The 19,238-nt window shown below is 63.9% G+C and carries 18 protein-coding genes and 1 tRNA gene; 11 read left to right on the top strand and 8 right to left on the bottom strand.

The features are described from left to right. Positions 1-5: 5 nt before the first annotated feature. Both NYQ83_RS13570 and nirK read right to left on the bottom strand, forming a co-directional pair. Positions 6-866, bottom strand: a complete 861-nt coding sequence (locus NYQ83_RS13570; protein ID WP_261215323.1) for a formylglycine-generating enzyme family protein — start codon at positions 864-866, stop codon at positions 6-8. Between the two features lie 104 nt (positions 867-970). Continuing rightward, positions 971-2,095, bottom strand: coding sequence for a copper-containing nitrite reductase (gene nirK, locus NYQ83_RS13565; RefSeq protein ID WP_128290809.1), 1,125 nt, complete (start codon positions 2,093-2,095; stop codon positions 971-973). Positions 2,096-2,430: 335 nt separating this feature from the next. Here nirK and NYQ83_RS13560 point away from each other — a divergent pair, with 335 nt between their 5' ends. From NYQ83_RS13560 to NYQ83_RS13545, 4 genes are all read left to right on the top strand, one after another. After that, complete coding sequence (locus tag NYQ83_RS13560; RefSeq protein ID WP_261215319.1) at positions 2,431-3,246, top strand: APH(3')-I family aminoglycoside O-phosphotransferase; 816 nt, start codon at positions 2,431-2,433, stop codon at positions 3,244-3,246. A 138-nt stretch (positions 3,247-3,384) separates the two neighbouring features. Beyond that, positions 3,385-3,633, top strand: coding sequence for a DUF2249 domain-containing protein (locus NYQ83_RS13555; RefSeq protein ID WP_128290810.1), 249 nt, complete (start codon positions 3,385-3,387; stop codon positions 3,631-3,633). Between the two features lie 3 nt (positions 3,634-3,636). Beyond that, entirely contained in the window at positions 3,637-4,845 is a 1,209-nt protein-coding gene (locus NYQ83_RS13550; protein WP_261215316.1) for an NnrS family protein, read from the top strand. Positions 4,846-5,074: 229 nt separating this feature from the next. Continuing rightward, on the top strand, positions 5,075-5,983 hold the full coding sequence (locus tag NYQ83_RS13545; protein WP_261215315.1) for an MBL fold metallo-hydrolase: 909 nt from the start codon (positions 5,075-5,077) through the stop codon (positions 5,981-5,983). Positions 5,984-6,077: 94 nt separating this feature from the next. Here the strand turns inward: NYQ83_RS13545 and NYQ83_RS13540 are convergent, their stop codons facing one another. The 4 genes from NYQ83_RS13540 to NYQ83_RS13525 all read right to left on the bottom strand — a co-directional run bounded on the left by NYQ83_RS13540 (position 6,078) and on the right by NYQ83_RS13525 (position 8,862). After that, on the bottom strand, positions 6,078-7,193 hold the full coding sequence (locus NYQ83_RS13540; protein ID WP_261215314.1) for a class II histone deacetylase: 1,116 nt from the start codon (positions 7,191-7,193) through the stop codon (positions 6,078-6,080). 78 nt (positions 7,194-7,271) lie between these two features. Continuing rightward, complete coding sequence (arfB, locus tag NYQ83_RS13535; RefSeq protein ID WP_128290814.1) at positions 7,272-7,685, bottom strand: alternative ribosome rescue aminoacyl-tRNA hydrolase ArfB; 414 nt, start codon at positions 7,683-7,685, stop codon at positions 7,272-7,274. An 82-nt stretch (positions 7,686-7,767) separates the two neighbouring features. After that, complete coding sequence (locus tag NYQ83_RS13530) at positions 7,768-8,118, bottom strand: carboxymuconolactone decarboxylase family protein (RefSeq protein WP_261215313.1); 351 nt, start codon at positions 8,116-8,118, stop codon at positions 7,768-7,770. Positions 8,119-8,241: 123 nt separating this feature from the next. Further along, positions 8,242-8,862 carry a class I SAM-dependent DNA methyltransferase gene (locus NYQ83_RS13525; RefSeq protein ID WP_261215312.1) on the bottom strand — a complete coding sequence of 207 codons (621 nt, stop codon included), beginning with the start codon at positions 8,860-8,862 and terminating at the stop codon, positions 8,242-8,244. 213 nt (positions 8,863-9,075) lie between these two features. Here NYQ83_RS13525 and NYQ83_RS13520 point away from each other — a divergent pair. The 5 genes from NYQ83_RS13520 (at position 9,076) to NYQ83_RS13500 (ending at position 15,260) form a co-directional block, all read left to right on the top strand. Then, positions 9,076-9,152: transfer RNA gene (locus NYQ83_RS13520), tRNA-Arg, on the top strand. 107 nt (positions 9,153-9,259) lie between these two features. Next, positions 9,260-9,607: a hypothetical protein gene (locus tag NYQ83_RS13515; RefSeq protein ID WP_261215311.1), complete on the top strand. Its 348-nt coding sequence runs from the start codon at positions 9,260-9,262 to the stop codon at positions 9,605-9,607. 248 nt (positions 9,608-9,855) lie between these two features. Further along, on the top strand, positions 9,856-10,530 hold the full coding sequence (locus NYQ83_RS13510) for a hypothetical protein (protein WP_261215310.1): 675 nt from the start codon (positions 9,856-9,858) through the stop codon (positions 10,528-10,530). Between the two features lie 61 nt (positions 10,531-10,591). After that, positions 10,592-11,017, top strand: a complete 426-nt coding sequence (locus NYQ83_RS13505) for a hypothetical protein (protein ID WP_261215308.1) — start codon at positions 10,592-10,594, stop codon at positions 11,015-11,017. A 493-nt stretch (positions 11,018-11,510) separates the two neighbouring features. Further along, the gene (locus NYQ83_RS13500; protein WP_261215306.1) at positions 11,511-15,260 is read left to right on the top strand and encodes a beta strand repeat-containing protein; all 3,750 of its coding nucleotides are present in this window, start codon (positions 11,511-11,513) and stop codon (positions 15,258-15,260) included. 132 nt (positions 15,261-15,392) lie between these two features. Here NYQ83_RS13500 and NYQ83_RS13495 read toward each other — a convergent pair whose 3' ends face one another. Next, complete coding sequence (locus tag NYQ83_RS13495; RefSeq protein ID WP_261215304.1) at positions 15,393-16,229, bottom strand: PfkB family carbohydrate kinase; 837 nt, start codon at positions 16,227-16,229, stop codon at positions 15,393-15,395. After that, positions 16,216-17,229 carry an SIS domain-containing protein gene (locus tag NYQ83_RS13490; protein WP_261215302.1) on the bottom strand — a complete coding sequence of 338 codons (1,014 nt, stop codon included), beginning with the start codon at positions 17,227-17,229 and terminating at the stop codon, positions 16,216-16,218. The genes NYQ83_RS13495 and NYQ83_RS13490 overlap by 14 nt, the downstream gene beginning before the upstream one ends. Positions 17,230-17,500: 271 nt before the next feature. Here NYQ83_RS13490 and NYQ83_RS13485 point away from each other — a divergent pair, with 271 nt between their 5' ends. Together NYQ83_RS13485 and NYQ83_RS13480 are read left to right on the top strand one after the other, a co-directional pair. Beyond that, entirely contained in the window at positions 17,501-18,196 is a 696-nt protein-coding gene (locus NYQ83_RS13485; protein WP_261215300.1) for a GntR family transcriptional regulator, read from the top strand. Positions 18,197-18,338: 142 nt separating this feature from the next. Further along, positions 18,339-19,181: a sugar phosphate isomerase/epimerase family protein gene (locus NYQ83_RS13480; protein ID WP_261215298.1), complete on the top strand. Its 843-nt coding sequence runs from the start codon at positions 18,339-18,341 to the stop codon at positions 19,179-19,181. Positions 19,182-19,238: the final 57 nt, after the last annotated feature.

The raw sequence follows: 19,238 nt of genomic DNA, 5'->3' as shown, positions 1-19,238 counted from the left end.
TCGTTTCAAAGGCCGAAGATTTCGCCGATGCGTTCGAAGAACGTCGTTTCTTCGCGCACCAGCCGGATGCCGAGATTGGCGGGCGGGATGCCGACCGAACAGGCGCCGGCCGACGGGTTGCGCACGAAGCTCGTCAGATAGGCCCGGTGCTCGCCTTCGGCGATGCGCACGCCGCAGCTTTCATGGGTGCTCGCAACACCCTTTTCGTCGAGCCGGTGGCGCGTGAAACAGGTCGACGTCCATTCCCAGACATTGCCTGAGATATCCAACAGGCCGTTCTCGTTTTCACCGAAGCTGCCGACGGGCCGCGGTTCGGCCTCGACCTTGCGGGCGCGCGCGGCCTCTGCGTCATAGCTTGCCAGCCAGCGTTCCGCCGGATTATCCGTATCGGTCGTGACGCCGAGGCCATCGTCCTGAAAGCGCGAGCCGGCCGCGATCGCCCATTCCTCGTCCGTCGGCAGGCGGTAATGGTCGCCGGTCGTCTCCGACAGATACGCGGCATAGGCCATGGCATCGTCGTAGCTGACGCCGACGAGGGGGAGCGACGCTTCTCCCGCCTCGTCCAGCGCCCGGCAGGCGCCCGCGGCGACGCAAGCGGAATATTCGCCGCGCGTCACCTGCCGTTTCATGATGAAGAAGGCGCGATCCGGCGTGATCGTCGCAAGCGGGGGATCGACGGGGTGGCTGCCGCGAAGAAATTCGCCGGAGGGCCTGTAAGCGACTTCCTGGCTCTCGATGCGCACGAAGACGGGATCGTCCTGCGCCTTATCCGCGGCGATCGCGGGCTCGATGAAAACGGAACCGGAAAGGGCGAGGAGGAGCGCGCCTGAGGCCATGGCGTCGCGAAGCGTCTTATGAAGCTGCATCGTCCCCTCCTCGCATCTTGAGGGTAGGTAGGGCGGCCCGCCGGGGGGCGTGGCGGGCCGCTCCGCCGGCCTGTCGGTCGGCGGGAAGGTTCGTCCTCAGGTCTTCAGGCCTGGATCGGGCCCGGAGCGCTCACCTGGGTCATCAGGTCGTTGTCCCAGTCGCCTTCCACCTTCACATGACCGGTGGCGCCGAGCTCCGCCGCCTCGATCAGGTTGTGGTTGACGTAGGCGTAGATGCCGGGCTGGCGGAAGGTGTAGACGGCCGCCGCCGCGCTGCCGCCGCGCACGAACCAGGTCTCCTGGTCCTTCTGAGGGGCATTGGCGAATTTGCCGTTTTCCCAGACCCAATCGCCGTGCCCGCCGATGAGATGCGGGCGGCTGTCGCGGTTGGCGCAGGAATGGATGAAGAGCACCGTCTCGCCGACCTTGGCCGTCATGGCATTCTCGCCGGTCAGTGCACCGACCTTGCCGTTGAAGACGACATGGGTCGGAATGAGGCCGCGCATCACGTCGAGCGTGTCGGAATAGGATTCGCCGGGGCCGTCATAGGTCTTGTAATTCCCGTCCTCGTCGCGCGGGATGTAGAGGTCGAATTCCCCGATCGTGTAGATGCGGTCGTAGTGGAGTGGCTTGCCCTCGCCGTCCTTGAGGCCGTCGCGCGGCAGAACCAGAACCGCACCGCTCATGCCGGAGACGACGTGCCAGGGCACCATGCCGGTCGGCGCGCAATGGTAGATGAAGACGCCGGGGCGGAAGGCTTTGAAGCGCAGCACCGTCTGCTCGCCCGGATTGATGAGGGTGAGGCCGCCGCCGCCGAGCGCGCCCGTGGAGGCGTGGAAATCGATATTGTGCGGCATGGTGTTGGTTTCCGGATTGACCAGGGTCAGCTCCAGATAATCGCCCTCATGCACCACCATCGTCGGTCCGGGCATGGAGCCTTCGTAGGTCATGGCCTGGAATTCGGTGCCCTGGTCGTCGACGACGACCTTCTTTTCCTGCACCGTCATCTTGAATTCGACGATCTTGGGTCCGCCCTTGGCGACCTGGTCGTGCGCCATGACATGCGGCGGTGTCACGAGCTTGCCCTTCACGCGCGGCAGATCGCCGACCTTGGTCGCGGGAGCGAGGCCATCGGAGGCCTTCTCGGTGGCACGGGCAGGAGCGCTCGCCAGAAAGGCGGCTGTGGCGGCACTGGCGGCACCCATCAATGCGGAGCGGCGGGTGATCATCGATCTCGTCCTTCTATCTCGATCTCGTTCGATGACAGGAATGAACACCCGATCGTGGAAAGTGTTTTTGCGGAAAAGCAAAGAACCGAACGTTCGACCATTTGGGGTGGTGCGACATTCTGTCAGTAAAAGCGGGCAGGACGGTTGCGACATCCTGTCAAAACTGGTGCGGAGGCTCCCGATTTATTGGCCTTGTCGGCGGCGTCAGCGTGCTGCGGTGGCTCGGAAAGACGTGACAAGCAGGCTTCGGGCGCGTCGTCCTGTCCCGTGAGGTTCGCAGCAAAGGCCGCATTTGAGGCCTATGGAAAGCGCCTCCTTGCAGAGGGGCTTTGTGGATGAGCGATGCGGATCGAGAAGAGGCGTGTGAGCCGGCGTCGGTGCCCGGCCACATGTCCGGCGACCTGGCGGGGTATCGGTGGATGCGCGACAGTGTCGGTCAGTCGGGGGGGTCTGTCTTTCGGCTGCACGGCAAACCGAACGGCCCGGACGCGTTTGTGAAGCACGGCGAAGGTGGCCTTGCGGATGATCTGAGCGATGAAATGGTGAGATTGCGCTGGCTCGCCGGATACATATCGGTGCCGGCCCTCATCAGCTTCACGCGGACGTCCAGCGAGGCATGGCTTGTGACGACGGCTCTCCGCGGGAAGACGGCCTATCAGGTGTTGGAGGCCGATCCCGCGACGCGCTTGGCCATTGTCGACGCGCTGGCGGCATTCTTGCGCCGGCTGCACGCGATCCCGGTGTGCGTCTGCCCCTTCAAAAGCGATCACGCTTACAGCCTCGCCCGTGCGCGAGAGCGCCTCGATGCGGGCCTGGTCGATGTTGACGATTTCGACGCCGAGCGGAAAGGATGGACGGCCGAACAGGTGTGGGAGGAGATGCATCGCCTGTTGCCGCTTGCGCCGGATGCGGTCGTCACGCATGGCGACTTTTCGCTCGACAATCTCGTGATCTTCGAGGGCGAGGTGACGGGGTGCATCGATGTCGGGAAGGCCGGTGTCGCGGATCGATACCAGGACCTTGCCATCATGTGGAACTGCCTTGGTGAGTTCGACCGTTCGCTTCAGGAGCGGTTTCTCCAGCAATATGGCGTCGTCGACGTCGATTGGCGACGGCTGCAATTCCACCTCATGCTGGATGAGTTTTTTTAAGGGCAGGGAGAGACGGCCAGATTGGTGCGTCGTCCCTTCGCAGAGGAAGCCTCGCGTCCCCAGTTTGTGGTGGCGCAACGAGCGGCGGCGGTCGCCGGCCTAGATTTCAGCCCTGTTTGGAACGTGGAGGATGAAGGCATGACCGTTTCTGCCGCCGAGGACCGGCTCGTCGATTTGCGCGAGGTCACGAAGCCGATGCGCCGTGTCGCCTTCTTTGCCGCCTTCGATGAGCTTCAGACGGGCGAGGCCCTTCTCATCGTCAACGACCACGATCCGATGGGTCTGTTTCATTATCTGCAGATCGCCATCCCGGGCGACTTCACCTGGGAATATGTCGAGCGCGGCCCGGACGAATGGCGCGTCAGGATCGGCCGGATTTCGAGCTGAGCGATGTCTGCGTTTTCCGCTGCGGCCGCCGCGGATCCCGGTCGGCGGAGCGGCTGGTTTCTTGCTGCGCCCTTCCGACCGTTCTTCATCGGCGCCTCGCTTTTTGCCGCCTCGGCCGTACCCGTCTGGCTGTGGCTTTATCTGTTTGAGCCCGTCGAGGTTGCCGGCATGCCGGCACTTGCATGGCACGCGCATGAAATGGTGTTCGGCTATCTGCCGGCGGTGATGGCGGGCTATCTTCTGTCGCTTGCTGGCGAGGGTGCGGGGGAGGGGGCACTGCCCGGGCGGTCGCTCGCGCTTCTTTTCTTCCTCTGGATCGCCGGCCGCCTGCTGCCGCTCTTCGTGCCATTCGCCATCGGAACGGCGGTCGACGTTCTCTTTCCTCTCGCCGTTGCCGGCGTGCTCTTAAAGCTGTCGCGCTTTCCGGGCGCAAAACAGTCCAAGCACGGGCTCGTCCTCTTCCCCCTTCTTGCGGCGGCCTCTCTGGCGCATCGCGTCTTCGCTTTGGGTGATGGGGCGGCCGATTATGAGATGGTGGCACTTCTCTCCCGCCTCGGCATTTCCGTCGGGGCTCTCCTCATCGGGGCCGTCGGGGGGCGTCTCGTGCCTGAGCTCACGCGTCTCGCTCTCGGAGATGAAGCGGGTGGGCGCGTGCCGGAGCCCTATCGCCGCTTCGATCTGATCGCGCTTCTGTCTCTCTCAGCCGGTCTTGTCGCCTGGGTGCTCGTGCCGTCGCATCCGCTCACTTTCGTGCTGGCGGGGATGGCCGCCCTCATCAACCTTGCGCGCCTCCTGCGCTGGCGGGGCTTCCTTCTCGGTGATCTGCCGACGCTTGCCCTTCACGGCGGCTATCTCTGGCTGATTGCCGGGCTTTGCCTCGCCGCCCTCGCCGCGTCGCCTGCCTCTCTCGTGCCCGCCGATGCGGCGCTGCATGCGCTCTCTGCCGGGGCGATCGGCACGATGACGCTTGCCGTCATGGCACGCCTTGCGGTTTCGGTTGAGCCGGGGCGGCCGGTCGGGAAGGCGGTGCGGCTCGCCATTGTTCTCGTCCATGCGGGCGCCCTTTTGCGGGTTGCGGCGCCGCTCGTCGTCGATCTCTACCGTCCGCTCCTGGCGAGCAGCGGGACGTTCTGGTCGGCCGCCTTTTTTCTCTTTTTCGTCGTCCAGATCATGCCGCTCTTTGGGGGACGCGGCCGTATCCGCGAAACCTGAAAAGCCTCTCGCCTCACAGCGATTTGTCCAAGGCGCGCTGCCGGCGACCTGACAAGCGCCGTCTGCCTCCTAGTTTCGGTTGCGAGACTTGACCTTGAGGGAGGTTCGTATGCATCTCGACAGGAGATCACTTTTTCTCACCCTGGCCGCCGGGACAGCCGGTGCAGCCGCCTTGACGCGCGGCATCGGCAGAGCCGACGCGCAGAGCGCATCTGAAGGAAATCAAGAGATGGCCGGAATGTCGGCGGCGCCGGACGAGCAGCTTCCGAGCGCCTATCGCTATCAGCTCGGCGATTTCCTCGTCACGCAGCTCTCCGACGGCATGGCGGAGCGCCCGCTTCAGGACGGTTTCGTCGTCAATGCCGAGCTTCAGGACGTGAAGGCGGCGTTGCGCGAGGCGTTTCTGCCGGAGGACAAGCTCTTCATTCCGTTCACGCCGCTCACATTGCGCAAGGACGAGGATCTCATCCTCTTCGATACCGGCTTCGGCGAGAAAGGCCCGCCCACGGCCGGCCAGCTGAAGCGCGGCATGGCGGCGGCGGGCATGGCGCCGGAAGACGTCACCAAGGTGGTGATCAGCCATTTCCACGGCGATCACATCATGGGGCTCACCACCAAGGACGGCGCGCCGGTCTATCCGAATGCCGAAGTCTTCGTGCCGGAGCCGGAATATGCCTATTGGATGAGCGACGACAACAAGGACAATGCGCCGGAAGGGCGGCGCGGGAATTTCGATCTCGCGCAGCAGATTTTCGGCACGCTCGATGATCGCCTGACGCAGTTTTCCTGGGACGAGGAGTTTTTGCCCGGCATCACCGCGATCGACGCGCATGGCCATACGCCGGGACACACGGTCTTCGCGATCGCATCGGGCGACGAGAAGATGATGTTCCTGTCCGATACGACCAACCATCCGGCGCTTTTCGTCACTCATCCGGACTGGTCGGCGGTGTTCGATCAGGATGCCGATGCGGCACGCGAGACGCGCCACCGCATTCTCGACATGGTGGCCGAGGAGCGCATGCGCATCGCTTCCTATCACTTCCCGTTCCCGGCGACCGGGCATATCGGCAAGGACGGCGACGGCTATCGTTATGTGCCGGCGCAATGGATGCCGGTCTTGAAGGGCGTCAGCTGACGCGGCCCTTGAGCGGCGCAGGGGAGGCCTAACGTGCTTGCACCAAAATCTCCCGCCTTGCGCGGGAGATTTCTCCTGAGCCGGCGGATGGCCGCTAAAACCCGAGAAAGCCCGCCATTTCGTTGATCAGAACGCGCTGGAAAGCCCGGGCGCGCGGCGAGGGCTGCTGGCCCGCGATGCGCTCCTCCAGCGGATCCGGCGCATGGATCTGCGAGCGCGACAGTGTCTCGATGACCTGATGCCCGCAGAAGGGCACATGCAGCTCAGAATAGCCGCCTTCATGGACGACGACGAGGCGGCTGCCGCAGAGTTCGAGCGCCCTTTCCATCAGAATCCGTGTCATCTGGCGGAAGGTCGAGGCCGAGGTAAGCATGCGCCCGAGCGGATCGACGCCGGAGGAATCAAAGCCGCAGGCGACGATGATCGCGTCCGGCCGAAACCGGGTGAGGGCCGGGCTCACGATCTTCTCGAAGGCGTAGAGATAGGCGTCGTGGCCGCCGCCCGGCAGGAGCGGGACGTTGATGTTGTAGCCTTCGCCGGCTCCTTCGCCGCGGGCCTCGATCTGTCCCGAGCCGGGCGGGTAATTGTTTTCCTGGTGGAGCGAAATCGTCAGGACGTCGCTGCGGCCGTAGAAGATCTCCTCGGTGCCGTTGCCGTGATGCACGTCCCAATCGACGACGGCGATGCGCTCCGCCCGCCGCTCGGCGAAGGTCGTCTCGATGGCGATGGCGATATTGGCGAGAAGACAAAAGCCCATCGGCCGATCCGGCAGGCAATGATGTCCCGGCGGGCGCGACAGCGCATAGGCGTTGACCATTTCCTCACCGAGGACGGCGCGAAGCGCTTCTGTCGCAAGGCCTGCCGAGAGAGCGGCGATCTCGTAACCGCCCGGCCCGAACGGGGTGCGTTGACCGAGCTCGCCGCCGCCCGCGTCGGAGAGCTGTTTGAATTCGCGGAGATAATGTTCCGGATGGACCCGGCGCAGCATCTCGTCCGTCGCCGGTGCGGCAGAGCGCTGATCGAGCTCGGCGATGAGGCCGGTGCGCTCCAAGAGGTTCTTGAGCCGCCGTTTGCTCTCCGGGCTTTCCGGTAGCCCGTTCATGGGCTGAACCAGCCCGCCGGCCGGCACCATGAAGGCGTAATTGCCGCCACCGTGCCAGAAACAGGCCTCGTCGCTGAAGAAGCCGGTATGTCTCAGTCCATCGCTCATCCGATATGGCTAGACTGCCTGTTCTTGTCTCACAAGCAAAGAGAAGGCGAGCCGGGCATTTCGCCGGGGCTTACCTTCTCACCATTCGCCGCGTCTTTCTTTCTTCAGCGCGCCGCGGGCCTTCTTCGTCTGCAAGCGCCGCTCCTTTGAGGCGCGGGTGGGTCGTGTCGGGCGGCGCTTCTTGGGTGCGGTCAGAGCCTGGCGGATGAGCATGACGAGGCGCTTTTCGGCATCCTCGCGGTTCTGCTCCTGGCTGCGGAAGCGTTCGGCGCGGATGACGAGGACGCCATCCTTGTTCAGGCGGCGGCCGGCAAGGCCGGTGACGCGCTGCTTTACGTCGGGTGGCAGGCTCTGCGAGGCGGCAAGCGCAAAGCGCAGCTCCACCGCGCTCGCCACCTTGTTGACGTTCTGCCCGCCGGGGCCGGACGCCTGGACGAAGCGCTCTTCGATTTCGTCTTCGGCAAGCGCGATGTTGGTGGAGATGCGGATCATGCTCAAAGATCGCGGCCGGTTGTGTTGTTCTCAATCATCAAATGGCTTCGTCAGGCCGCCCGCCACCTTCCACGATTGCGCCTCAGCCGTGGTCTTCCAGAAAGGCGTCGAAGGCTCTGAGGGCCGCACCTCCATAGACCACCGAGGGGCCGCCGCCCATATGGATGGCGGTGCCGATCGCCTCGGCCACCTCCGCGCGCGTGGCGCCGCAATCGGCCACGGCTTTGGCATGGTAGGCGATGCAGCCATCGCAGCGCACCGATACGGCGATTGCGAGCGAAATGAGCTCTTTGACCTTCGGCGACAGGGCGGCCTCCTCGGAGGCGGCTTCGCCGAGCGCGCCGAAGGCCTGCATCAGGTCAGGGATGGCGCCTTGCAGAAGCTCGATGCCTTCGGTGACCTCCTGCAGGGTTTCCGGGAAGTTCTCGCTCATGGGCCTGCTCCTCTGTGCGGGGGCCGTGGCGCGGGGCCTTGGCAAGACCATGCTATCGCGGCTTTCGAGGGCAGGGCGTGACACGTATTGACGCGCTTGCGTCTCTCCCGAGACGGGACTGTCTCACGCGGCAGACAGCAGGCACAGCCGGCAGCGATAGCCCTCGCGTTCGTGATAGGGCGCTTCGATGAGCTCGTTGATGCGCAGATGTCCGTCCGCCTCGAAGCGGCTGAGCGCATCGGGATAGGCCTGCGCCTCCCAGACATTTTCGTGCACGGTGATGACGAGAGGCGCGTCCTTCTTCACCACGCGGGCAAGATCGGCGATCGCATCGGGGCCGACATGACCGGAAGTGAAAACCCCGACGCTGATCGCCGCGTCATAGCTGCCGTCGGCAATGTTCAAAGGCTCCGTCAGATCCGCCACGTCGAGATTGCGGTAGACGTTCTTCTCCGCCGCCACATCCAGCATGCCCGGCGACAGATCGATGCCATCGACGGCGCCCAGCCCATGGCGGGAGAGTTCTTCGCCGACGAGGCCCGTGCCGCAGCCGGCATCGAGCACGCGCGCCGTGGCGTCGACGAGGTCGGCAAGGGCCGCGGCCGCAAGCTTCGGCGCGACGTAGCCCATGCCGCGCAACGTGTCGGTGTCGTAGTCCCTGGCCCATGCGGCATAGACATTGCGCGTTTCGTCGCGGTCCCCGGCGAGCGCATAGACGCGTTTCAGGATCGGATTGTCGCTCACGGCTTTGTGCCTCCCTGCTTCGCTTGAGCAAGAACTAGGCAGATGTGGGGGCGATGGCAAATCGGCGCCGAGGCGGAGGGTGGTAACGCCCGCCGTGACGAGGAGAGTGCGGCGCCGAGCAAAGCGCTTCCGCGTTTGCTCTTCCATAAACGCGCCGCAGGCGTCGACACGCCGTTGCAGGCCCGCCTTTGATCGGTTACATGGGCGTGAGCAGCACCCGTAGCTCAGCTGGATAGAGCGCTGCCCTCCGAAGGCAGAGGTCACAGGTTCGAATCCTGTCGGGTGCGCCAAATTCCCCTTGAGGTTCCCGCAGCTTGACGTCCCGGCACGGTCGGGTGAGGGCAGTATCGGGCGTTGAGTGGCACAGGCGCGCCAGCATCACGTGAAAAAGCCGACTATGAGCACATTTCTGGCTTCTGCGCGGCAGTTGCTCGATCAATACCAGGACCACCCGCATCAGACGCCGGAGACGATCACGGCGCTGCCCGGCTACCACGAGATGCTGGAGGCGGCGGTGGAATGCGGGCTTAGCGGACCGGACGTCGAGTTCGACAGCGAGTTCTCCTGCCGATCACCGGAATGGATTGCCGGCGCCTCAGCGGAGGAGCGCCGCAAGTGGCTGCATTCCGTGGTGCGGGCGGAGCGGTGGAATAGCGAATGTCCGATGGCCGTTCTGGAGGCGCTCGAGGGCGGCCAGTTCGCGGCTCTGGTGCGGGGCATGGCAGTGGACGCTCCGGGGAAGTAGCCCAGGCTCGCAGCGTGCACGCGATCGTGGCTGGAGCGCTTCGCTCCCTCGCATTGCATCATTTCAACACGAAGATCCTCTCGCCAATCGCGACCTCCGCCGGGTCTCGGTGCGGGCTGTGGGGCGGGAGCGGTCTGCTCCCTCTGCCGTTCCAACAGGTCTGTGGGGCGTGAAAAACACCCGGCGGGCCTGGACGCGCCGGTTTCGCGCCGGTACGTCGCCTCGGGCGATAAAGGAGAAGCAGAATCATGACGTTGCACCGACTGGCATCGATGTCCGCTCTCATCGTGGCAAGCGCACTGATCGGTGCCTGCAGCCGCGAGCCGGTCGTTGAGGACAATGCCCAGCCTTTCAGCGTCGTCGGCGTGCAGCTCGGCATGGCGAAAGATGCCGCCATGGAAGCGATCGGCTTCTCCTTCTGCGACAACGACGCGCCGGATCGGGCCAAGTGCTTCTTTGAGGACAGCGAGCGCGACCTCCGTTTCTTTGGCCGCCATATCGATCTGGCCACGGCCGAGCTCCGCGATCCTTATACGACGATCACGCGCATCTCTTTCAGCTATGACGGGGACAGGCCAAATCCCTATGCGATCGAGGACGATTGGGGGCTCGACGGGCGTTGCCTCGACGAGTGGAACCTCGATCGCATCGTGGACAAGTCGGGCTCGTCGGACCTCGCGGCCGTCGCCCGCCAGCTGCGCGAATGGGGCGCGGCGCCGACGACGGGCGACGTCGTCTGTGTCTCGACCGAGGGTGAGTTTGTCGAAATCTCGGATTTCGGTGTGGATCAGGGGAATGTGGAGATGTTCTACATCAACGATACGCTGTTTCGGCTCTTCGGCTATGTGTTCGAGGCGCGCGAGGCTTCGGAGGCGGCCAAGCGCGAGCAGAACGAGCAGATCTTCGGCGAGCCAGAGAGCTGAATCCGAATCCCTGTCGAAGGGGATTCTCGCAGACGCATCATCCGCGTCGGAACGAGGAGCCATGGAGAGGTCCGCCACCTGCGTCTGGGACGCGCTCTGCGCCACACCTGAAGAGGCGCGGGAGATGCGTTCGCGTTCCAATTTGATGATGTGTCTCGCTCAGGCGCTCGACGGGCTCTCCGATGAGCGCGCGCAGCAGCTCCTCGATATTCCGGTGGAGCGCGTCCATGCGCTGCGTCGCGGCAAGCTCCACCAGTTCCCGCTTTTCGAGCTGACGAACCTGGCGAAGCAGGCCGGCATTTTTCTTGTCCGGATCGACGGCGAAGCGGCGGCCATCCAGCATCAGCCCGAAACCGGCCTGTATCGTGGCGTGTTCATCGCGCTCGCCGGCCGCCCCGAGTTTTGCGCGCCCGATTTCTCTGCCATTGAGCGCGACGACCTCGAACGCGCGGGGCGGTTGTCGCTCAAAGCCTATTCAGGGGCCTGATCCGGGAAGGAGCTGAGCGGTCCCTGCTCCCCCTCTCTCGGGCTCCCGCGCCCTTCACCGACAGCTTCACCCAGGATGTGCGCCGGACGCTCAGGCACGCGCGCTCGGGCATGTGCGCTCGGTGGTCGCGTGCGTCGGCCTTTGCCTGCTCTCTGCGGTGCAAACCCCGGATTTTGACACCCGTCCATGTCAGTCCAATTTGTACGACATGATTGTGCGTAGATTTAAAATCAAAATGTATCGTTATATAATGTTTGTATCTATTCCTAAATATAAGACTTCTTTCTATATTATATCCTTATAAATTACATATCGTGACCGGTTAAATTCACATAGCCGGCTACGATTTGCGGTCTATTCAAAAATGTTCTACCTGTAGATGCAGATCGAGTAGTAATGCGGCCATTAATCCTCTCGCAATAATTGTTGTCTAGCGCTGAGGACGACGTGCGGCAATTTGCTCGCCTCCCACCAAACAAGGAAGACGACCGCGATGGCAATTATCAACGGCAGCAACAACGACGACACCCTCCAAGGAACGGCTTTTGCCGACACCATCTACGGTCTAGAGGGTGCCGATTCGATCTCGGCGCTTGAGAGCAGCGATGACATCCGGGTGGTTGCCGATGCCGTAGGTGGCGGCGACACCATTGATGGTGGCGACGGGACGGACACTGCGCGGCTTGATGCGACCGGCATAGCCGCAGCTGTGGATTTCACGTGGGTCGATGGGGGCACCAGCCTCATGACGTCCGGCGCCGACACGCTGGCGAGCCTCACCACTGTCGAGCGCTTCGACATCTCAACATCTGGCGATTTTGATGATTCAATCGCAACCGGCACCGGGGGCGATACGATTTCGACCGGCGAAGGCGCCGATTCGATCGATGCCGGAGATGGCAATGACCGTATCAGTGTCATCGCCGATGTGAGCGGCGGTGACAGCATCGACGGCGGCGTCGGCACCGATACGCTGACGCTCAACGCCAGCGCGCTTGCGACCGACGTCAACTTCGTCTTCGACAATTCGGCATCCAGCGTCATGACGTCTGGGGCCGACACTCTTGCGACGGTCGACAACGTCGAGACCTTCAATATCAACACCGGCAGCGGTGCGGATTCGATCATCACTGGCGACGGAGGTGACACGATCGTCAGCGGCGGCGGCAATGATACCGTTGCTTCCGGAGCCGGGGGTGACACGATTTCGGCCGGCAATGGCGCAGATTCGATTGATGCCGGTGCGGGCTTCGATACCATCACCGTCCTGGCGGGCGACGGTGACAGCATCGACGGCGGGGCTGACACCGATCGGCTTTATCTGGACGCCAGCAACCAGGCCGGCCCGGTCATTTTCACTGGCGACAGCATCGATGGCGGGGTGATGACGGATGGTACTGGAGCGACAACGCTCTCGACCGCTGAAAACATCGAGCAGTTTTATGTGACGGGTACCTCGGCTAACGACACGTTGAGCGGCAATGTCGACAACGACACGCTGTTCGGCGGCGACGGTGCGGACAGCATCCTCGGCGGGGGCGGGAATGATTCCCTCAACGCCGGCATCGGCAGCGACATCGTCGATGGCGGTGACGGCAACGACAGCATCTATGTCGCGGCCGATGCCGGAGAGACCGATACGGTCGACGGCGGCGCGGGCACCGATACCCTCTACATCGATGCGAGCAGCAATGTGGGGCCGGTCGTCTTCACGGGTGACGATTCCCTGAGCGGGGTGATGACAGATTCCACCGGCGCCAGCACGCTGGTGGGTGCCGACAGCATCGAGTCTTTCAGGGTCGTCGGCTCCAGCGATAATGATACGATCAACTCCGGCGGCGGGACCGACACGCTCGTTGGCGGCGCGGGCGCCGATTCCATCAGCGGTGGCGGTGGCGCCGATTCGATCGACGGCGGTGCCGATGACGATTCCCTCGTCGGCGATGCGGGCGTTGACCGGATCTTGACCGGAACGGGTACCGATACGGTCAATGGTGGCGATGACGGTGATTACATCACCGTGCTTGCCGGTGGTGGCGACAGCATCAACGGCGGTGACGGCGAGGACACCGTTTATATCAGCGCGGAAGGCGGGACCGGCGTCGGGCTCGAAATGAGCGTCGATGGGTCCAACGTGGCCACCGTGACCGACGGAGCGGACACGCTTGCGACGTTCGAAAACGTCGAGGCCTTCAACGTCACCGGCAGCACGTCGGCCGCGGATACGATCACGGGCGGCGCCGGCAACGACACGCTCGACGGCAATGGCGGCAACGATACGCTCGATGGCGGTGCCGGCAACGATTATCTTTACGGTGACATCGGCGACGATTCGCTCATCGGCGGGGCCGGGAACGACTACCTCTACGGCGATGTGGGCAACGATACGGCCGAAGGTGGCGACGGGAACGACACGATCTACGGTGTCGACGGTGCCGACAGCCTGAGCGGCGACGCCGGCAACGATACGATTTACGGCGGCAACGACAATGATACCGTCCTCGGCGGTGCTGGGGCGGATTATCTCACCGGCAATGCCGGCAACGACACGATCTCCGGTGGCGATGACAACGACACCATTTATGGCGGCGACGGGGCGGACAGCCTCGATGGCGGTGCCGGAAATGACACGATTTATACGGATGCCGGTACGGATACCGTCGATGCCGGAGCCGGCAACGACTTTGTGTCCGTGTCGGTCGAGGGTAGCGACAGCATCGCTGGCGGCGACAGCATCGATCTTGGGGATGGAGCCGACACGGTCTCTCTGGCGACCTCGGTCACTGGAGCGCTGACCTTTAGTGTCGATAACATGAATGTCGCCACGTTCAGCGAGGGGGCCACAACCCTTGCGACGACGGAAAATGCCGAGAGCTACATTGTCTATGGCTGGTCGGGCGACGATACGTTGAGCGGCGGCAGCGCGGCCGATACGTTGCGCGGCAATGACGGTGCCGACAGTCTCGTCGGCAATGGCGGCAACGACCGGCTCTACGGCCTAAACGGCGACGACACGCTCTCCGGCGGTGCCGGGGCCGACACCCTCGATGGGGGCGCCGACGTGGACGTGATCTCCGGCGGCGACGGTGCCGATTTCATCGTCGGTGGCGCAGGGGCCGATACGCTGACCGGCGGTGCCGGCAACGACACGTTCTCGGGTTTTGCCTCCGAGCTCAACGGTGACACCATCACCGACTTCGGTCTGGGTGACGTCATCTCGGTGCAGCTACTGGGCGGCGAAACCATCGACTCGTTGGAGTACAGCAGTGGTTCGCTGACGATCAACGTCAATGGCGGCAGCACGCCCCAGGTCATCATCGACGTGCCGGATGATCTGAACGCCAGCTATTTCTCGTTCACCGGCGGAACGATTTCCTATCGAATGCCGGGTGGCGGCCCCTCGGAACCGACGCCTCCTGTCGGCACAGACGAAGACGATGATCTCCAAGGGTCGGATAATTCGGAATCGATCGCCGGCGGTCTCGGGGCCGATACGATCGAAGGCGGCGGCGGTGCCGATACGCTTTTCTCCGGTGACGGCGACGACCTCTCCTTCGGCGGCGACGGCGACGATCTGATGTTCGGCGGCAACGGCAACGACACGGCGGCCGGCGGCGAAGGCAACGACCAGATGTATGGCGGTGCCGGCGACGATGAGCAGGCCGGTGGTGGGGGCAACGACTTCATCGGTGGCGGGACCGGCAACGATCTCGGCTTCGGTGCGGCCGGGCAGGACGTGCTCTTCGGTGCCGAGGGAGCCGATACGACCTATGGCGGCGACGATGACGACACGAGCTATGGCGGCAACGAAGACGATGTCGTCCTGTCGGGCAACGGCAACGACGTCTCTGGCGGTGGGCTCGGAAACGACGAGCTTGGCGCCGGTGCTGGCAACGACACCATCTATGGTGGTGCCGGCAACGATACGATCTTCGCCTCCGACGGCGCCGATGTCGCCTATGGCGGCGCGGGCGATGACGTCATCTATCTCGGGGCCGATGACGGGGCGCAGGACATCTACGTCTCCGTCGCCGACAATGGCTCGGACATCGTCTGGGGCTTCGAGAACGGCACCGATCTCATCAACCTGACGGGATCGGGCTTTGGAAGCTTCGCCGATGTGCAAGGGTCGATCGGCAGCGATGCTGCTGGGAACGCCACGATCGAGCTCGGTGACGGCGACATTCTGACCCTCGTCGGGGTCAACGCCGCCGATCTCGATCAGGCTGACTTCCAGTTCTGATCGGCTGATACCGACATCAACGCTTAAAAGCGGCCCGGGGATGAGATCCATCCCCGGGCCGTTCGCTTTTGTGCGGCGGGTGTTTTTCGGGCGCGTGAGCTATTCGCTCGCGCCTATTCGCTTGGTTCGGGCCTATTCGCTTCGCTGGGGGAAGCCGCCTTCGTGGAGGCAGGTGGCGCTGGCGCGGCTTATGCCGGCCCTGGCCGCCTCCGCGTCGTCGGCGCCTTGAAGGCGCGCCACCAGGAAGCCTGCGATGAAACTGTCGCCGGCGCCCGTCGTGTCGACGGGGCTGATCGGCTCGGCTGGCAGATGCAGGCTGCGGCCTAAGGAAATCACGGAGGCGCCCTCTGCGCCGCGCGTGACGACGACGAGGCCTGCGCCTTTTTCGAGCAGGCCTTTGCCGAGCGTTTCTGCGGCCTGCGGTGAGCCCGGCTGCGAGCAGAAGGCGATGTCGAGGGCGTCGGGCGTCAGGTGCTCCGGCGCGTTGTTGACCGAGAGATCCTGGGAGAGCGAGCAGCCGGCCGCCTTGAGGCGCCGCTTCAGCGCACCGCCATCGTCGAACCAGCCGATATGGATATGCGCGGCTTCAAGAAGACGCTCAAACGCCGCTTCGCTCGGCCGGTAGCCGGCGCAGGCGCCGAAATCCTCAAGCGCGATGATGCGTTCGCCTTTGTCCGTCACATGCACCTGGGTGACGGAGGTCGACTTCGCCCGGCGGACGAGAAAGCTCGTATCGACGCCGTTGCGATGAAGCTCGCGGGCGATGATGTCGCCATTGGCGTCGCGCCCGACGGCGCCGAAATAGGCGGAGGGCAGGCCCAAGATCTGGGCCTGCACCGCGACGTTCACGGCATTGCCGCCGGCAAGCCGCACCGAGGGGTGGAAGCCGGCGCCTTCGTCCGGCTTCGCCCCGATTTCGTCGATGCAATTGTCACCGACGGCGGCAAGCCATGGCTCAGTATTCGACACGGCGATAATAGCGGCGCGTCGTGAGCGGATGGTCGCGCATCACCTCAAGGTGCGCACTGATGCGCTCCAGCATGGTGGCGAGGAAGGCCGGAGCGAGCAGCTCTCGCGCTTCCGCCGACAGCCCCTCGGTCGGGTAATCCTTGGTGTCGAGGATGGTGAGCGAGCCGCCGACCTTCGGCACGAAGGCTTCGACGCGTTCGGCCAGCGCCCGGTTCGGGCCTTCGCCCTTCATCAGGATGACGCTGACGCCCTTTTCCACGAGCTCCAAAGTGCCGTGGAAGAAATCGCCCGCATGGATCGGGCGGGTGCGGATCCACTGCATCTCTTCCAGAATGCACATGCCGTAATAGAACGCCTCGTACCAGACATTGCCGGCGCCGCAGACGATGTGCCAGTCGGAGCCCGCGATCACCTTGGCGTAATCTTCCGCCTTCGGCTCGACCGCCTTTTTCATGCGCAGAAGCTCGCGCGGCAAGTGCTGAATTTCGGCGACGAGGGCATCGTAATTATCGATCTCGCCGCGGTGTTTCATCACCGAAAGCGCGGCAAAGAGCGACTGGACGTAAAAACTCTCCGATGACGTGTCGTCGGCAGCGAAGTTGACGATCGCATGGTCGGCGTCGCGGCCGAGCGGCGTATCGGCGTGGCCGACGAGAGAGACGACCTCGGCGCCCCGTTTCTTGGCGAGTTCGAGGAAGGCAACGCTCTCCTTCGTCGTGCCGGACAAGGACGGGAGAATGACGAGCGAGCCCTTTTTGAGATTGGTGGAGCCGGCGGCGAGGAGCTCCGCCGTGTGGCCGCCAAAAACCGGGAAGGCGGAGCGGGCGCGCAGAAGGTCCACGGCGGGCTGCATCAGGATCGCCGCGCCGCCCGTGCCGAGGAAGAAGATGTTGGGCGCGCCGGCCTCGAGAGCCGCGCCCACGATCGCGTCGAGCTCTCCGGCCGTTGCAACCGCGCCCGATTGGATCGCGAGAAAACGCTTTTCGTCAAAATTGAGCATCAGCGGATGATCCTTCTTACCGTCCAGACAGGTCGCCTTTCGGTGACGGCCATGTTGTCTGACAAGTTGATGGCCCGACAACAGGCACTTGTCAACTCGCTACGTTCCGCCTTAGGCGGGTAAGGTGTCGATGCGGGCGCTCAGCGTCCGCGCATGGCAGGGATCGGGGCAGGGATTGAGGCAGGGATTCGGGAGGACCGACGACCCGATGCCGCAAAGAGGCGAGGACGCAGACATGGCTGGCGCTGGTGGGGGAGGGCAGACGACTGTCATGCGGTTCCGCGACGGCATTCTCAATCTCGTCGCGGAGCGGGGCCTGAAGGCTGGCGAGAAGATCCCGACGGAGGCTGAGCTCAAGGCGCATCTCGGCGGTTCGCGCCCGACCATCCGCGAGGCGCTCAAGCTTTTGGAGCAGGCGGGGATTCTCTCCGTCGAGCACGGGCGCGGCCGTTTTCTGACGGCGGCCGGGACGCTGCATGTCGCCCGCTCGATCACGCATTTCGAGAGCATTACCGAGATGGCCGGCCATTTCGGTTACAGCTATGAAAACCGTGTGTTGGGGTTTTCCGAGGAGACACCTGACAAGGCGGTGCGGGCGGCGTTGAAGCTGGCGCCCGGCGAAACCATCATCCGGCTGGAACGGCTGCGGCTGCATGAGCGCAAGCCGCTCATCTACTGCCTCGCCATGATCCGCCGCAGCCTCATTTCCGATCCGATCTACGAGGTGGATTGGAGCGGCTCGCTCAATGCCGTCCTGGAACGCTATGGCTACCCACCGCGCATGTCGACGGCGGAGGCGCGCGCGGAAATGCTGCCGGAAAGCGCCGTCTCCCGCCACGGGCTCTCCGATTTCGGCCCGGCCTTTCTGATCGACGAAACGGTTTTTACGCGCTCCGGCGAGCCGATCATGTTTGCCAGCGACTGGTACAAGGGCAGCCATTTCGCCTTCAATTTCGCGCGCAAGTGAGGAGGCTGAGGCGCCCGTAGAGGCCTGTTGCCGGTGGAGCGGTGCTGCCGCGGTATGTGCTCCTGAATTGTCAGACGTCTGATCTGCTGGTATCGATCGGCCGCGAAATCGCGTGACGAACAGAAAACCGGGCAGGGAAATCATGGCGAGGCTTGCGGCAGGTCAGCTTTGTGGGATGAACTTCCATTATTTCCGCCACTCCTTTGCGCGGTTTCTGGACGATGTCGCGGAAGCCGGTCTGACGCGTGTCGAGCTGTGGGGCGCGCAGCCGCATTTCTACCTCGGCGATCCGTGGCTCCAATCGGCGCGCGAGATCCTCGACGATCTTCGGGTGCGGGGGCTTGAGCTCGTCTGTTTCACGCCGGAACAATGCATCTATCCGATCAACATCGCGGCCGAAGAGGCTGTGATCCGCGAGCGCAGTTTGAGGTATTTTCTCGAGAGCCTGTCGGCCTGCGTCGAGCTCGAGAGCCCCTATCTCCTCGTGACGCCGGGTTGGGGCTATGCCGACCAGGATGCGGGAGAGGCCTGGAAACGCTCGGCTGACGGCCTTTCGCTGCTTTGCCGGCACGCTGAAAGGCTCGGTATCACGCTTCTGCTGGAGCCTCTGACGCGGGCCGAATCGAACGTCATCAATACGAGCGCCGATCTCGCCCGGATGATGGCGGAGCTTCGCTCGCCGGCCGTGAAGGCCATTCTCGATACGGCGGCGATGGTGGCTGCCGGCGAGACGATCGGTGATTATCTCGCGCGCTTCGGCCCCGATTTGGCGCATGTGCATTTCATCGACGGCGATGATGCGGGCGCCCATCTCGCCTGGGGCGACGGATCCTACCCGCTTCAAACGTTCCTCGCCGAGCTTCAGAGCGGCGGCTATGCGGGAAGTCTTTCGTTCGAATTCACCTCTTCCCAGTACTGGCTCGACCCTTTGCCGCCGATGCGCGACAGCGCGGCCTTGATCCGCGGCGAGCTTCAGAAGCTGTAAGGTCCGAGGCGAGGTGAGGCAGAGGGCAGGGCGGCGTCTCTTCGCGCGCCGGGCTTT

The organism is Afifella sp. JA880 (assembly GCF_025379905.1).
Classification (GTDB): domain Bacteria; phylum Pseudomonadota; class Alphaproteobacteria; order Rhizobiales; family Afifellaceae; genus Afifella; species Afifella aestuarii.
Note: the sequence above shows the minus strand (reverse complement) of the source record. Positions and strands in the feature narration are given on the sequence as shown.